The sequence below is a fragment of the Luteococcus sp. Sow4_B9 genome, assembly GCF_052116585.1.
Taxonomy (GTDB): domain Bacteria; phylum Actinomycetota; class Actinomycetes; order Propionibacteriales; family Propionibacteriaceae; genus Luteococcus.
Genome location: NZ_JBQKKT010000013.1, coordinates 1 through 12,884 on the forward strand (window position 1 = coordinate 1; position 12,884 = coordinate 12,884).

Here is a 12,884-nt window from a genome sequence, read left to right on the forward strand (position 1 = left end):
ACCAGGCCCGGTGACAACACCCCCCGGATCATTGGTGAGACAGGGGCACTGAGTCATGCCGGGCCCGGCGACCGTGACCCCTCCCTACGGGGTCACCAGCAAGGTAACGGGGACCTGCTCGGAGAACGAGGAGCGCCCGACACCCGGGTGGTGTCGCGCGCTCCGCTGTTGTTGTGGGGTCAGGTTGTGGGGATCGGTTTGTGGGGGTCGGGTTGTGGCGTGTGCGTCTGGTGCCCTCCCCGTCCTCGTGTGGGAGTGCAGGGGCGGGCGCATCTCGTCGGAGTGGGTGGGCTGGTCTCGAGCCAGCCCCGTGCGCCCCGACGGTCAGCGGATCAGAAGCACCAGAGAATGCGCCAGCCGTCGGTGTCGACGCTCTGGCTGGAGCTGATCTTGACGGTGCTGAGGCCGCGGTCAGCTGCCTGGGCGGGAGCGACGGCCGTGACGCCCGCAAGGGCGATGGCGGTGGCGATGGTGGCGATGAACTTCTTCGGGGTAAAAGGATTCATGGTGCAAATGTAAGGTGTCCGTCATGTGGTTGGACAGAGCCACGCCACATCATGGTTGTGGTTTGACCAATCCGGTGTCGTAGGCGAGCACGACCATCTGGATTCGGTCCCTGAGATCCAACTTGGCCAGGATGTGCCCGATGTGCGTCTTCACGGTCGCCTCGGCCAGGAAGAGCTTCCCAGCGATCTCCGAGTTCGTGAGGCCCAGGCCAACCTCCACCAGGACCTCCCGTTCGCGTTCGGTGAGCGGTGCCAGTCTGTCCTGGCTGTTGCGTCGCTCGTCGGGTCCGGCTGGCAGGCTCGGCAGGAAGCGTTCCAGCAGGCGTCGGGTGGCCGACGGCGCCACGACTGATTCGCCCGAGTGCACGGCGCGGATGGCGGCCAGGAGCTCGGCTGGTCCAGCGTCCTTCAGCAGGAAACCCGAGGCGCCGGCCTTCAAGGCCGCGTAGACGTACTCGTCCAGGTCAAAGGTGGTCAGCACCAGGACGCGGGGTCCCTCGACGGGCGCGGGCATCCCGGGCCCCTCGACAGGTCCGGGAGTCCTGGGTGGATGGCCACCGCAGATCCGCCGGGTGGCCTCCACCCCGTCCATCACGGGCATCCGGATGTCCATCAGCACAACGTCGACGCCCTCACCGGCCGCGGCCACCGCCTCGGCCCCGTTGCCGGCCTCGCCGACGACGGTCATGTCGGGCTGGGCATCCAGCACCATCCGAAAACCCGCGCGGACCATGGACTGGTCGTCGGCCAGCAGCAGCCTGATCGGGGCCTGGCTCATGGGACATTCCTCTCGACGGATTGCAGGGGGGTGGTGAGTCGTGGGGGCGGGCCGGGTTCTCCGGGCGCAGGTGCGACTCCTCGGGTGGCCGGCGGCGGCATGGCGGGCAGGATGGCGTGCACCTCGAAGCCGCCACCCTTGCGAGGTCCCGCATTGAGGTGACCGCCCCAGGCGGCCATCCGTTCTCGCATGCCCACCAGACCGTGGCCAAGACCGTCGCCGTAGTGGCCGTCGGTGCTCGCGCCCGGCCCCGAACCGGTGTCGGCGATCCGCAAGGAGATTCCTCGGGCGTCGTGACTGAGCGTCACGTCGACGCTGGCGCCCGGACCCGCGTGCTTCAGGACATTGGTCAATGACTCCTGCACCACGCGGTAGGCCGCCATCTGGGCTCCCTCGCCCAAGGGCGGATGGGCGGCGGGATCGCCTTCGACGTGGAAGGTCGCGGGCGCTCCGGCTGTCTGCAGCTGGGCCACCAGGTCTGCGATCTGGTCCAGGGTGGCGGCCGGGGCCATCTCGATCTCCTCGCCGTCCTGGCGCAGCACCCCGACCAACCGACGCGTCTCGTCCAGCGCGGTCCGGGCGGTCTGGCCGATGGTGGCGATGGCGCTGTTGACCTGGGCCAGTCGTGCCTCGGCATCACCCAGCTCGTCGTGTCCGGCCAGATAGCCCGCACCGTCTGCCTGCACCACGATGACGCTCAGGGAATGGGCCACGATGTCGTGCATCTCACGGGCGAGCCGGTTGCGCTCCTCCTGGGCCACCAGTGCGACCCCTCGGGCTCGCTCGCGTTCGAGGGCCTCGGCCCGTTCCCGCCAGGACTGGTGCACCAGGTCCTTCTGGCGGGCCCACTGGCCGGCGAACCAGCAGGCGGCCACCACGGCCAGGCAGCCGCCACCGTTGAAGACGGAGCGGATCAGGACGGCATCCCAACTGTTCGTCGGGTAGACATCGGAGGGCTGGCCCCAGTCGATCCCGGCGGCCAGACAGGAGGCCAGCGACATCCACAGGCACCATCGCGCCTGGCGCGGCTCGGCATAGCGGGCAAAGGCGTAGACCATGATGGCCGCGCAGACATTGGCCGGCAGGAAGTTGTCCATCAGCGCCAGTTGCAGCAGGTGCGCCGGGATGATCGCCAGCGTGGCCTCGAAGGGGAAGGTGCGTCGCCAGACCAGGGGCAGGGCGAAAGCCAGGCTCCACAGGTGCATCTCCACATTGGTCAGCTCGGGCGGACCCCAACCGGGTGTGGCGATGGCGCTGTAGGCCAGCGGCCACATCAGCAGGGCCAGCAGCGCGTCGCCCCACCTGGGGCGCAGGAAGCGGTGCAGCCACCCGGCCCGGCCGTCGGCCGTGGCGGCAGTACTGGCGGGTGGCATCGCGCTCCCTTCTGGTGGCTTGGCTCGTTGGTGCCGGTGGCAATTCGTCGATCCCCAGCGACGTCGGTGTGACCAGCGTAGGAGGGGGTGCCGGCGTAGTCCTGCACCCCCGGGATGGAGAGTCTCATCCCGGGGGTGGATTGTCGTGCGCCAGGGATCCAGACACCCGACGGATGCTCGACGAGACGTCCGGCCGGAAGGGTTGGTGCCATGGACACCGCATTCGACCACAGCCAGCCCGAAGCCCGGCAGCTCCCCGGCAGTACCGTCCCCGAGCCTGCACCGAAGCCGGTGCTCGTGGGCCTGGGCATCGTGAAGACCTATGGCACGACCGTCGCCCTGGGCGGCGCCAACCTGGCCATCCGCTCGGGGGAGTCCGTCGCGGTGATGGGCCCCTCGGGCTCCGGGAAGACCACTCTCCTGCACTGCCTCTCGGGCATCCTCGCTCCTGACTCCGGGGAGATCCTGTTGGATGACGCGGTCTCTCGTGTCCGGGTGGACGGCCTCGACGTGGAACAGCGCGCCCAGTTGCGGCGCGAGCGCTTCGGCTTCGTCTTCCAGCAGGGCCTCCTGCTGCCGGAACTCACCGCCCTGGAGAATGCCGCGCTGCCGCTGATGCTGGCGGGGGTTGGCCGTCGGGAGGCCGAGCAGCAGGCCCGCGGCTGGCTGGCGCGGCTCGGCCTGGCGGGCGCGGACGAGCGTCGTCTGGGGCAGATGTCCGGCGGTCAGGTGCAACGGGTGGCCATCGCCCGCAGCCAGGTCACCGGGGCGGGTGTCACGTTCGCCGACGAGCCAACCGGTGCCCTGGACCAGCGGACCTCGGCCGAGGTCCTGGAGGCGCTCCTGGCCTCCACGGTGGGCCGTGGTCACACCCTCGTGATGGTCACGCACGACGAGAAGGTCGCCGCCCGCTGTGCCCGCACGGTGCGCCTGGAGGACGGTCAGGTGGTCTGGGACAGCAATCCGCTGCGGCCCGTGCTGGATGGTGTGGCATGACCAGCCTGCCCATGGGGGAATCCTTCGAGCGCAGGACTCCGTCGAGCACCGCCGTGCTGCGTGAGCTGATGTCCCTGCTGGGCCCGGCGAGTCTCGCCGACCGCTCCAGCTGGGCCCTGCCGGTGGCTGCCCTGGCCGTGGCGAGCGCGCTGAGCCTGTCCGTGGCCGGTGGCGTGCACCACTTCCTCTCGATGACTGGTGAGCTGGCGGGCCTCTACCAATTCCTGTCCGTCGTCGCGCTGGTGCTTCTGCTGGTCCCGCTGATGACACTGGCGGGCTCCGCGGCCCGACTCTCCGCGCGGCGACGAGACACCCGGCTGAGCTCGCTGCGGCTGCTGGGTGCCAGCTCCGCGACGATCCGGCTGCTGACCCTGGCCGAGGCAGCGCTGATGGCCCTGGCGGGTGGTGTCCTGGGCGTGCTGGGCTATGTGGCCCTGATACCGGTCTTCGGGCTGTTGCGCTTTGCCGGCGGGCCGATCGGGGCAGGCAGCCTGTGGATCGGCGTGCTGCCCGTGCTGGGCGCGCTGCTGGTGATCGTCCTGCTGGTGGTGGCCAGCGCATTGGTTGGCCTGCGCAAGGTCGAGGTCACTCCCCTGGGTGTGCGCACCCGCCAGCAGGCCCCGACGTCGTCGAAGGGGCGGTTGGTTGCCGCCGTGCTGGTGGTTCTGGGGTGCTCCGTGCTGGCCAAACTGATCGGCTTTGCCGCCAGCATGGCCGCCGCGGTGGTGATGATGGTCTTCATGTTCGGGGCGCCGCTGCTGGCCGTGAACCTGGCCGGTCCGTTCGTCGTCGCGGCCATCGCCCGGCTCGACCTGAAGCGGGCCAAGGGACCGGTCCAGTTGCTGGCGGCTCGCTCCGTGCTCGAGGACCCCAAGCAGACCTGGCGGCAGGTGGGTGCCCTGGGCGCCACCACTTTCGTCGGCGTGCTGATGGGCGTCGGAATGGCCCTGGTGGGCTCGGCCCAGGGGCAGAATCCCCAGGACCTGATGGTCGCCGCCGACACCCGCACCGGCGTGCTGCTCACGCTGGCCATCAGCTTCGTGACGGTGGCGTGCAGTGTGGGGATCAACCAGACCGCCGCCGTCCTGGACCGTCGCCCGCTCTACGTGGGTCTCGACATGTTGGGCATGCCAGCGGATCTGGTGGATGCGGCACGTCGACGCTCGGTGCTGCGCCCCGTGGTGGCCGTGGTGCTGCTCTCGGCGGCTGCGGCGATGGCCGTGGTGCTCCCGCTGGGACTGGCCAGCGCCAGTGTGGATCCCGCTGCCTTCCTGACGGTCGCGCTGGTGCTGGTGGCCGGCCTGTTCACGGTTGCCGCCTCCCTGACGGCGAGCAGGATGACGCTGCGGCAGGTGCTCGCCGACGGGCTGGTGCGCCAGGAGTAGCCATGATCTGGGTCGGCCCGGTCCGGCCCGGGCACGGCCAGGTCAGCTCCATCGGGCCACCACGCCGGGTCCTTCCAGGTGTCCGGAATACAACAGTGCCCGGCCCCGCGTGCTGCGGGACCGGGCACTGTCCAGTTCTGGCCAGCTCCGGCGGATGCCGGATCACTGGGTCGTGATCACTGGGTCAGGATCACTGGGCGGGGGTGAACTTCGGCTCGGCGACGTCGGCCCAGTGACGGATCCAGTTGATCCGGGTGCGGGTGTCGGTGGCGGGCAGCGGGCCCACCCACTCGCTGTTCTGGGCCCACGAGTTGGTCATCAGGTAGCCCTGCGGCTCGCTGCCGGCACCCAGGTTGGTGGGCAGGTTGTCCCAGGTGTGGGTGTGCTTGCCGTCGGCGTAGAAGCTGATCGAGTTCTGCTTGATCAGGAAGCCATAGGTGTGGAAGCCGTCGGACGGGTCGAAGGGGAGGAAGACCTCCTTGTACTGGTGACCGCCGCCGGCGTAGTGCACGGAGTAGAAGATGCTGTGCCGCTTGCCCGGGCCGTTGTCGGCGCTGCGGATCTCCATGTCCACCTCGGGGAAGCCGTAGTCCTTGGCGATGAAGAACATGCCGGACAGGATTCCGGGGGTGGCCGACATCTGCATGCTGGTCTCGTAGTAGCCGTTGCCGACCAGGTTGGCCGGGTTGGTCTGCATCTCGGCGCCGGACTTCTGGTTGGCGCGGCTGATCATCGTGGCGTGGCCATTGGCCACCTCCACATTGGACCGCATCAGCATGTTGCCGCCGCTGCCCTGCCAGTCGCCGTTGATCCGAAGAGTCTTGTTGGCGTTGTAGTTGGAGCCGGCCGGCCACGAGGAGAACTCCTCGACGAAGGTGGGCTTCTCATCGACGGGGCTGGTGGGGGCCGGTGCGCTGGGCGACGGGGTGGGCGTCGCGGTCGGGGTGCTCGGGGCGGCGCTCGGGCTGGGAGCGATGGTGGGCTGTGCCGTGGGGCTGGGCGCGACGGTCGGCGTGGCAGTAGCCGTGGGGACGGTGGTGGGCTTGCCCGCATTCGGGTTGCCGGTGGCGGTGGCCTTCACGCGCTGGGTGCCGGACTGCTGCTGCACCTCGCCCTCGACGGTCACGTCGGGGCTGCCCTCGGCAGCGGCCCAGCCGTTGAGGAAGACGGTGGCGCCCACCATCGACTCGTCGACGGTGATGGTGTGCTTGGCCTGTTCGCCGTCGCAGGTGGCGGAGGTGGACTTGGTGGCGGACCAGCCGCGGGGACCGGACTGGCCCAGGCTGACCGCCTCGCAGTCCAGGCCGGGGACCTCGGCATTCAGGGTGACCTGCTGGCCCACCTGGGAGCTGCCGATGGACGGTGTGGCCACGTAGAACTGCACGTCGTCCTTCTCGGCATTCCACGGGACGGGAGTGCGGAAGTCGGCCCACGCGGTGGCGGTGGGTTCGGCCTTGGCCTCGGCCGCGGCACCGGGCTGGAGTGCCAGGGCCATGATCAGGGCTGCGGAGGCGGACAGGCCGCGTCGCAGGCGGGAGCGGAGGAGCGGGCGATGAGTGGTCATGTCTGTTCCTGCTGGTGAGAGGTGGGGTGGGTCCCGGGCCGCGACATTCTCGCGGCCGTGCAGCAACCGGTTCGAATCATCGGGGGCCGTTCGAGTCCGGTGGCCTGGGCTCGGTGCCAGCGAGTGGCGCCGTCATCACAGTAGCTGACCTTAGAGATTCCTGAAAACTCTTCAGAGTGTCGCGTTTCCTGCGTCCATAGGGGTGAGGTGGTGCTGGTTGCCGGGCGGATAGCGTGATGCCCATGACCTCGAACAGCGCTTCCCCTGACGTCCGGAGTTCGGAACGCATCCTGGCCATCGTCCTGGCGGGCGGGAAGGGCAGCCGGATGGACGTGCTGACCGAACGTCGCGCCAAGCCGACCCTGCCCTTCGGTGGGGTCTTCTCCCTCCTGGACATCTGCCTGTCCAACCTGGCCAACAGCCGGGTGCGCGATGTCTGGGTGGTGGTGCAGTACCAGGCGTCGAGCCTGGACGACGTGCTCTCGCACGGCCGGCCATGGGACTTGGATCGCAACCGTGGCGGGCTGAGGGTCCTCCCGCCCCAGGAGGGCATCGGGGATGACGAGGAGGGCATGGCGACCGGCAATGCCGATGCGCTCTTCCGGATCCGCAAGCTGGTGCAGCAGCACGACCCGACTCTGGTGATGGTGCTCTCGGCCGACCACGTCTATGCCATCGACCACCGCGAGGTGGTCCGCACCCACCGCGAAGCGGGGGCGGAGTGCACCGTCGTCACCACCACCATGGCCAGGGCAGAGGCGGGCAACCACACCGTCGTCGACGTGGACCGCGACGGGCGCGTGACGCGGGTGCACCACAAGCCCGACGAGCCGCACACCGAGACCGTCGCCTCGGAGGTCTTCCTGTATGAGCCCGACGTGCTGGTGGAGACCCTTGAGGAGCTGCACCGCAAGCTCTCGCCCGGTGCCCCGGACCGCGACTCGGGGCTGGGGGATTTCAGTGAGCACCTGCTGCCGGCCCTCGTGGACCGTGGACAGGTGGTGGCGCACCCCTTGGTGGGTTATTGGCGCGATCTGGGCCGCCCGTCGGCCTATTTCCGCGCCCATCAGGACCTGCTGGCCGGCGAGGTGGACATCCTGCACCGCCGCGACTGGCCGATCTGCACGGCCTCGCCGGTGCGAGCCGCCGCCCGCGTGCACGAGGGGGCCACGGTGCGGGACTCGATGCTCGGCAATGGCGCGGAGATCCACGGCCGTGTGGAGCGCTGCGTCATCGGCCCCGACGTGGTGGTGGAGGCCGGGGCCGTGGTGCACGACGCGATCCTGATGCGTGGTGTGACGGTGCGCTCGGACGCCCGGGTGGGCTGGTCGATCATCGACGCGGAGGCCAAGGTGGGAGCCGGTGCCCGAGTGGGTTCCGAGGAGCCCTTGGGGGTTGAGTCCAGACTGATGTCCGACGAGCTGACGTTGATCGGCATGGCTGCGGAGGTGCCCGACGGTGCGCATCTCCCGGCTGGGGCGCGGCTCGATCCAGGGGACTCGGTGGCAACAGCCGTGCGTTCCGCAGGGCTGTGACCGTGTGTTCCGCAGGGCTGTGACAAAGTTCACCTGAAGCTCAGCTGAAGGTCATTGGGGCTCGTCAGGCTGGAGTCATGACCCAGACCTCTCGTCGCACCCTGCTTGGTGGCGCCCTCGGCGGCGCCGGACTGATTGCCCTCGGCCCGACGGTCGACGCCGCTCATGGCACCCCCGCCCTTGTCCGTTCCCGCAACACCCTGCCCAGCGGTGTCCAGGCCGGTGACGTCACCGCCCGCGGCGCCATGGTGTGGTCGCGCACCTCGCGTCCCGGCCGCATGATGGTGGAGGTCTCCGCCTCCGGCCGACGCGGTTCCTGGCGCACCGTCCCCGGCCCCTGGGCCACCCAGAAGACCGACTTCACCGCCAAGCTGGAGCTGCGCGGACTGCGTCCCGGCCAGGACTACACCTACCGGATCCAGTTCGAGGACATGGATGGCCGCCGGGGTCAGGTGGGCACCGGCCACTTCAGCACCCCCTCGCTGGGCACCGCTCCGCAGACCTTCGTCTGGACGGGTGACACCGCGGGCCAGGGCTACGGCATCAACCCCGATCTGGGTGGGATGGTGGCCTACCGCGCCATGCACGAGCTGCGTCCCGACTTCCTGATCCACTCCGGCGACAACATCTACGCCGACGGCCCGATCCTGCCCGAGGTGGAGGAGCCGGACGGCCAGATCTGGCGCAACATCACCACCCCCGAGGTGGAGAAGGTGGCCGAGACCCTCAACGAGTTCCGCGGCCGCTACCGCTACAACCTGATGGACGACAACCTGCGCGCCATGTACGCCGACGTGCCCGTCATCAGCCAGTGGGATGACCACGAGACCACCAACAACTGGTACCCGGGCGAGGTCCTGACCGACGATCGCTACGCGATCGAGAAGCGCGTCGACGTGCTGGCCGCCCGCGCCCGCCAGGCCTTCTTCGAGTACATGCCGATCTCCGACCGCCACGGCCGGGGTCGTCAGGATCTGGGCCAGCAGCCGCAGCTCTACCGCAAGGTGGCCCGTGGCGCCCATCTGGACGTCTTCTGCCTGGACATGCGCACCTACCGCTCCACCAACGAGGAGGCTGCCGGCGAGGCGCGCAGCGCCTTCCTCGGCAACAAGCAGGTGGAGTGGCTGCTCGACGGCCTGGAAAAGTCGAAGGCCACCTGGAAGGCGATCGCCGCAGACATGCCGATCGGCATCATCGTCCCCGATGGTGACAATGTGGAGGCCATCTCCAATGGTCGTCCGGGCGGCCCGGAGGGACGCGAGCTGGAGTTCGCCTACCTGCTCCGCGAGATCAAGCGTCGCAAGATCCGCAATGTGGTGTGGCTGACCGCTGATGTGCACTACTGCGCCGCGCACCACTACGACCCGGCCAAGGCGGCCTTCCAGGACTTCGACCCCTTCTACGAGTTCGTCGCGGGTCCGATCAGCGCCGGTGGCTTCGGCCCCAACAAGATGGACTCCACCTTCGGTCCGCAGGTGCTCTTCCAGGGACTGCCGGAGTACATCCTGCAGTCGCCCCGCAACCAGAAGGCGATGTTCTTCGGCCACGTCGAGATCGATCGCGCCGGCACCTTCACCGTCAGCCTGCGCAACGGTCTGGGTGAGGTGCTCTACACCAAGGAGCTGCAGCCCCAGCGCTGACCCCAGCTGGCCGGTCCCCAGCGAACCGGTCCGCGCTCGTCGGATCCCGTGTCCTTCCCCGGGCACGGGATCCGACGCGTCCTGGTGGTGTCCCGATGGCATCAGGGGCTGATTCGACAGCGGCTGAAGGGCTGTGCAGGAAGGGAATCCGACGTTCCCCAGATCGTCATCCAACGGTGTGCTGGAGGTCACCGCCGGGCGCAAGGGTGGACGTGTTCGTGCTGCCGCACGCACAGTCATCGTCACCCATCCCCCAGGAGGACTCCATGACCACACCCACCGTCGCACGTCGCGGCGTGCTCGCCCTCGGCGCCGGGATCACCGCTGCCGCTGTCGGCGCCAACCACGCCGAGGCCGCCCCCAAGAAGGGTCGCAAGAAGCACCCCAAGGCCGCGCAGCTGCGCTTCCGCCAGGACGGCACCTTCAAGGTGATCCAGTTCAACGACACCCAGGACACCCACCTGACCGACAAGCGCACCATCGAGCTGATCACCAAGGCCATCGCCCAGGAGAAGCCCGATTTCGTCGTGTTCAACGGTGATGTCATCAACGGCGACCCCGCCTCGGCCCTGCAGGTGAAGCAGGCCTACAACAATGTGATCGCCCCGGTGGAGAATGCCCGCATCCCGTGGGCCCTGACCTTCGGCAACCACGACGAGGACTCCGTCAAGAAGTCCGGCATGACCGAGCAGAAGATCATGAACTTCCTGCTGGGTTACGAGCACAACATGAATGTCCGCGACGACGCCGTGAGCGGCCACGCCAATGTGATGGTTCCCATCGCCGGGCGTCGCTCCAAGCGCACCGCTGCCGCCCTGTGGCTGCTGGACTCGGGCCGTTACGAGGAGGAGACCCTGGACGGCCAGAAGGTGGAGGAGTACACCTACGAGACCCTCCATGCAGACCAGGTGGCCTGGTACCGCGAGCAGAGCATCGAGCTGGCCAAGCAGAACGGCGGCCCCGTGCCCGGCCTGATGTGGATGCACATCCCCGTCTGGGAGACCCGCTTCATGTGGTACGGATCGCCCACGGACTGGACCGACGAAAGCCACGAGAAGGCGCTGGTCAAGCACCAGATCACCGATCCGCAGCGCAATGAGCGCGAGTACGTCAGCCAGTTCAACTCGGGCATCTACAACACCGTGCGTGAGCAGGGCGACGTGATGGGCATCTACTTCGGCCACGACCACATCAACACCTACGAGGGCAACTACTTCGGTGTTCACCTGGGCTACGGCCCCGGTACCGGCTACGGCACCTATGGCCTGGACGGCGCCCAGAAGCACCACCTGCGTGGCTGCCGCGTCTTCGAGCTCAACGAGCGCAAGCCCGGCGAGTTCACCACCCGTAACCTGTACGCCAAGGATCTGGGCATCGACGTCGACACCGTCGAGAACATCCGCATCGCGGAACCCACCCCGCTGCCCTTCTGAGCTTGCGGACCTGTTGGTCTGGATGCCGGTCCCTGGACGGGGATCGGCATCCAGGCCAGAGGTGCCACCCAGTCGAAGGATGCAACCCAGACCAGAGGTGCCACCCATGCGGACATGCAACCCAGGTCAAGGAAGCACCTGAGGGCCGGGACGGACCTCAGGCCAGGGCGTCGATCACCTGTCGGCTGCTGGGGGCAGTGAGCACCTGCTCACCCACCACGACGGTGGGGACCAGCTCGTTGCCGTCCTGAACGCTGCGCACGAAGGCTGCGGCTTCTGCGTCCTCCCAGATGTTCACCAGGCTGATTCGCTCGTCGTCGGGGCTGAGTCCGGCCATCAGGTCCTGGCAGTAGGGGCAGCCCGGACGCCAGTAGACGACGGCATGGCTGGGCCCGCGCAGGGCACTGGCCTCGGCGTGGGTGCGGTCTTGGTCACTGCTCATGGAAGCTGATCCTGCCGCCTCCGCGATGGGCATGACAACCGTGCGACCCGTCTGTGGCAGGGTTGCTTTTGCCGACGGCCGGGCCACCGCGTAGACTTTCTGGGTAGTCCTCACGGACGACGGGGCGTTGGCGCAGTTGGTAGCGCGATTGCTTTGCAAGCAATAGGTCACGGGTTCGAACCCCGTACGCTCCACCACCACGAAGGGCCCGCCGATGGCGGGCCCTTCGCCATGTCTGGGTGGCGCGATGTTCGCCATGTTCGGGTGGCGCGATGTCCGCCATGCCCCGGGGTGCGTGGACCGGCTCAGCGGAAACCGGCGTACTTGTTCACCTTGCGGGTCAGCTTGGCATCCTGCGCCAGCTGCTTGCCGTCAAGCTCCAGCACCGGGGCGGCGCCGCGTCCGGAGCTGACCAGCCAGACGCCGTCGGCCTTGGCGAGTTCCTTGGGCTTCATCAGCTTGTACTCGGTGCGCCAGCCGTCCTTCGCGGCCTTGGCAAAGATCACGGCCTGGGTGATCGAGTCGAGGATGCCGGTGCCCTCGTGGGGCGTCGTGAGCAGTACGCCGTCGCGGGCAACGACGAGCGACGAGGTGGGGCCCTCCAGGCAGTAGCCATCGGTGCTGGTGAACAGCACGTCGTCAACCCCTCGGCGGGCGGCCTCACGCCCGGCCGCCATGTTGGTGGCGTAGCTGAGGGTCTTGACGCCGCCCAGCAGCCAAGGGGCGTCGCGGTGGGCATCGCTGGCGGTGCCACGGCACAGGGTCGTGATGCGCAGGCCATCGCGGGCGGCCAGTGCCGCGGCGCTCATCGGCGTGATGGTCAGCACCATCAGGGGCAATCCGCTGGCACTCTCCGGGCCGCGGGTGTGCATCATCTTGAGCACCGACTCTCCTGGGTGCCGCCAGTTGACGACCGCCTCGTCCACCAGCTGCTGCCACGCGTCGCGATCGATCCGTTCCCCGGCGAGCTTCTGCAGGGAACGGTCCAGACGGTCCAGGTGCAGGCCCAGGTTGTCCACCCGGCTGACCCCGTCCGACGCGGTGACGACGCGGGTGGCGTCGAAGACGCCGTCGCCCCGGGTCAGGCCCAGGTCATCGGCGGTGGCGACGTGCTTCTTGGCCGGGAGGACACCCCGTCCCTGGACGGCCACCAGCTGGGCGGGGGCGCGGCGGTCGGTCTCCTGATCCTTGGATCTCATTGGACAAGGCTATGTGCAGCGTGGGGAAAGCCG

11 protein-coding genes and 1 tRNA gene are annotated in these 12,884 nt (G+C 68.6%); 6 read left to right on the forward strand and 6 right to left on the reverse strand.

Annotated features, from left to right (window positions below):
- Positions 1-332: 332 nt before the first annotated feature.
- The 3 genes from ACTQ49_RS09310 to ACTQ49_RS09320 are packed head-to-tail and all read right to left on the reverse strand — an operon-like array spanning position 333 to position 2,657.
- A complete protein-coding gene (locus tag ACTQ49_RS09310) occupies positions 333-506 on the reverse strand; it encodes a hypothetical protein (RefSeq protein WP_441827568.1) in 174 nt (57 codons plus the stop codon).
- Between the two features lie 49 nt (positions 507-555).
- Entirely contained in the window at positions 556-1,284 is a 729-nt protein-coding gene (locus tag ACTQ49_RS09315) for a response regulator (protein WP_441827569.1), read from the reverse strand.
- Positions 1,281-2,657, reverse strand: a complete 1,377-nt coding sequence (locus ACTQ49_RS09320) for a sensor histidine kinase (RefSeq protein ID WP_441827570.1) — start codon at positions 2,655-2,657, stop codon at positions 1,281-1,283. The genes ACTQ49_RS09315 and ACTQ49_RS09320 overlap by 4 nt, the downstream gene beginning before the upstream one ends.
- Before the next feature lie 210 nt (positions 2,658-2,867).
- Here ACTQ49_RS09320 and ACTQ49_RS09325 point away from each other — a divergent pair, with 210 nt between their 5' ends.
- Both ACTQ49_RS09325 and ACTQ49_RS09330 read left to right on the forward strand, forming a co-directional pair.
- Positions 2,868-3,653, forward strand: a complete 786-nt coding sequence (locus ACTQ49_RS09325; RefSeq protein WP_441827571.1) for an ABC transporter ATP-binding protein — start codon at positions 2,868-2,870, stop codon at positions 3,651-3,653.
- Positions 3,650-5,038, forward strand: coding sequence for an ABC transporter permease (locus ACTQ49_RS09330; protein WP_441827572.1), 1,389 nt, complete (start codon positions 3,650-3,652; stop codon positions 5,036-5,038). The genes ACTQ49_RS09325 and ACTQ49_RS09330 overlap by 4 nt, the downstream gene beginning before the upstream one ends.
- A gap of 190 nt (positions 5,039-5,228) precedes the next feature.
- On the opposite strand, the gene ACTQ49_RS09335 is transcribed toward ACTQ49_RS09330, so the two are convergent.
- Positions 5,229-6,602, reverse strand: coding sequence for a glycoside hydrolase family 16 protein (locus tag ACTQ49_RS09335; protein ID WP_441827573.1), 1,374 nt, complete (start codon positions 6,600-6,602; stop codon positions 5,229-5,231).
- A gap of 242 nt (positions 6,603-6,844) precedes the next feature.
- Between ACTQ49_RS09335 and ACTQ49_RS09340 the strand changes: the two genes are divergently transcribed.
- From ACTQ49_RS09340 to ACTQ49_RS09350, 3 genes are all read left to right on the forward strand, one after another.
- Positions 6,845-8,137: a glucose-1-phosphate adenylyltransferase family protein gene (locus ACTQ49_RS09340; RefSeq protein WP_441827574.1), complete on the forward strand. Its 1,293-nt coding sequence runs from the start codon at positions 6,845-6,847 to the stop codon at positions 8,135-8,137.
- A 77-nt stretch (positions 8,138-8,214) separates the two neighbouring features.
- Complete coding sequence (locus ACTQ49_RS09345) at positions 8,215-9,777, forward strand: alkaline phosphatase D family protein (RefSeq protein ID WP_441827575.1); 1,563 nt, start codon at positions 8,215-8,217, stop codon at positions 9,775-9,777.
- Positions 9,778-10,043: 266 nt separating this feature from the next.
- The gene (locus tag ACTQ49_RS09350; protein WP_441827576.1) at positions 10,044-11,210 is read left to right on the forward strand and encodes a metallophosphoesterase family protein; all 1,167 of its coding nucleotides are present in this window, start codon (positions 10,044-10,046) and stop codon (positions 11,208-11,210) included.
- A gap of 157 nt (positions 11,211-11,367) precedes the next feature.
- On the opposite strand, the gene ACTQ49_RS09355 is transcribed toward ACTQ49_RS09350, so the two are convergent.
- Entirely contained in the window at positions 11,368-11,652 is a 285-nt protein-coding gene (locus ACTQ49_RS09355; protein ID WP_441827577.1) for a glutaredoxin domain-containing protein, read from the reverse strand.
- A gap of 121 nt (positions 11,653-11,773) precedes the next feature.
- Here ACTQ49_RS09355 and ACTQ49_RS09360 point away from each other — a divergent pair.
- Positions 11,774-11,849: transfer RNA gene (locus ACTQ49_RS09360), tRNA-Ala, on the forward strand.
- A gap of 108 nt (positions 11,850-11,957) precedes the next feature.
- Here the strand turns inward: ACTQ49_RS09360 and ACTQ49_RS09365 are convergent.
- Positions 11,958-12,851, reverse strand: coding sequence for an aminodeoxychorismate lyase (locus tag ACTQ49_RS09365; RefSeq protein WP_441827578.1), 894 nt, complete (start codon positions 12,849-12,851; stop codon positions 11,958-11,960).
- Positions 12,852-12,884: the final 33 nt, after the last annotated feature.

What these genes read in the sequence shown, in the direction of transcription:
- ACTQ49_RS09315 (WP_441827569.1), bottom strand. Translation starts at nt 1,284, where the DNA reads ATGAGCCAGGCCCCGATCAGGCTGCTGCTGGCCGACGACCAGTCCATG.
- ACTQ49_RS09350 (WP_441827576.1), top strand. Translation starts at nt 10,044, where the DNA reads ATGACCACACCCACCGTCGCACGTCGCGGCGTGCTCGCCCTCGGCGCC.
- ACTQ49_RS09310 (WP_441827568.1), bottom strand. Translation starts at nt 506, where the DNA reads ATGAATCCTTTTACCCCGAAGAAGTTCATCGCCACCATCGCCACCGCC.
- ACTQ49_RS09330 (WP_441827572.1), top strand. Translation starts at nt 3,650, where the DNA reads ATGACCAGCCTGCCCATGGGGGAATCCTTCGAGCGCAGGACTCCGTCG.
- ACTQ49_RS09355 (WP_441827577.1), bottom strand. Translation starts at nt 11,652, where the DNA reads ATGAGCAGTGACCAAGACCGCACCCACGCCGAGGCCAGTGCCCTGCGC.
- ACTQ49_RS09335 (WP_441827573.1), bottom strand. Translation starts at nt 6,602, where the DNA reads ATGACCACTCATCGCCCGCTCCTCCGCTCCCGCCTGCGACGCGGCCTG.
- ACTQ49_RS09320 (WP_441827570.1), bottom strand. Translation starts at nt 2,657, where the DNA reads ATGCCACCCGCCAGTACTGCCGCCACGGCCGACGGCCGGGCCGGGTGG.
- ACTQ49_RS09340 (WP_441827574.1), top strand. Translation starts at nt 6,845, where the DNA reads ATGACCTCGAACAGCGCTTCCCCTGACGTCCGGAGTTCGGAACGCATC.
- ACTQ49_RS09325 (WP_441827571.1), top strand. Translation starts at nt 2,868, where the DNA reads ATGGACACCGCATTCGACCACAGCCAGCCCGAAGCCCGGCAGCTCCCC.
- ACTQ49_RS09345 (WP_441827575.1), top strand. Translation starts at nt 8,215, where the DNA reads ATGACCCAGACCTCTCGTCGCACCCTGCTTGGTGGCGCCCTCGGCGGC.
- ACTQ49_RS09365 (WP_441827578.1), bottom strand. Translation starts at nt 12,851, where the DNA reads ATGAGATCCAAGGATCAGGAGACCGACCGCCGCGCCCCCGCCCAGCTG.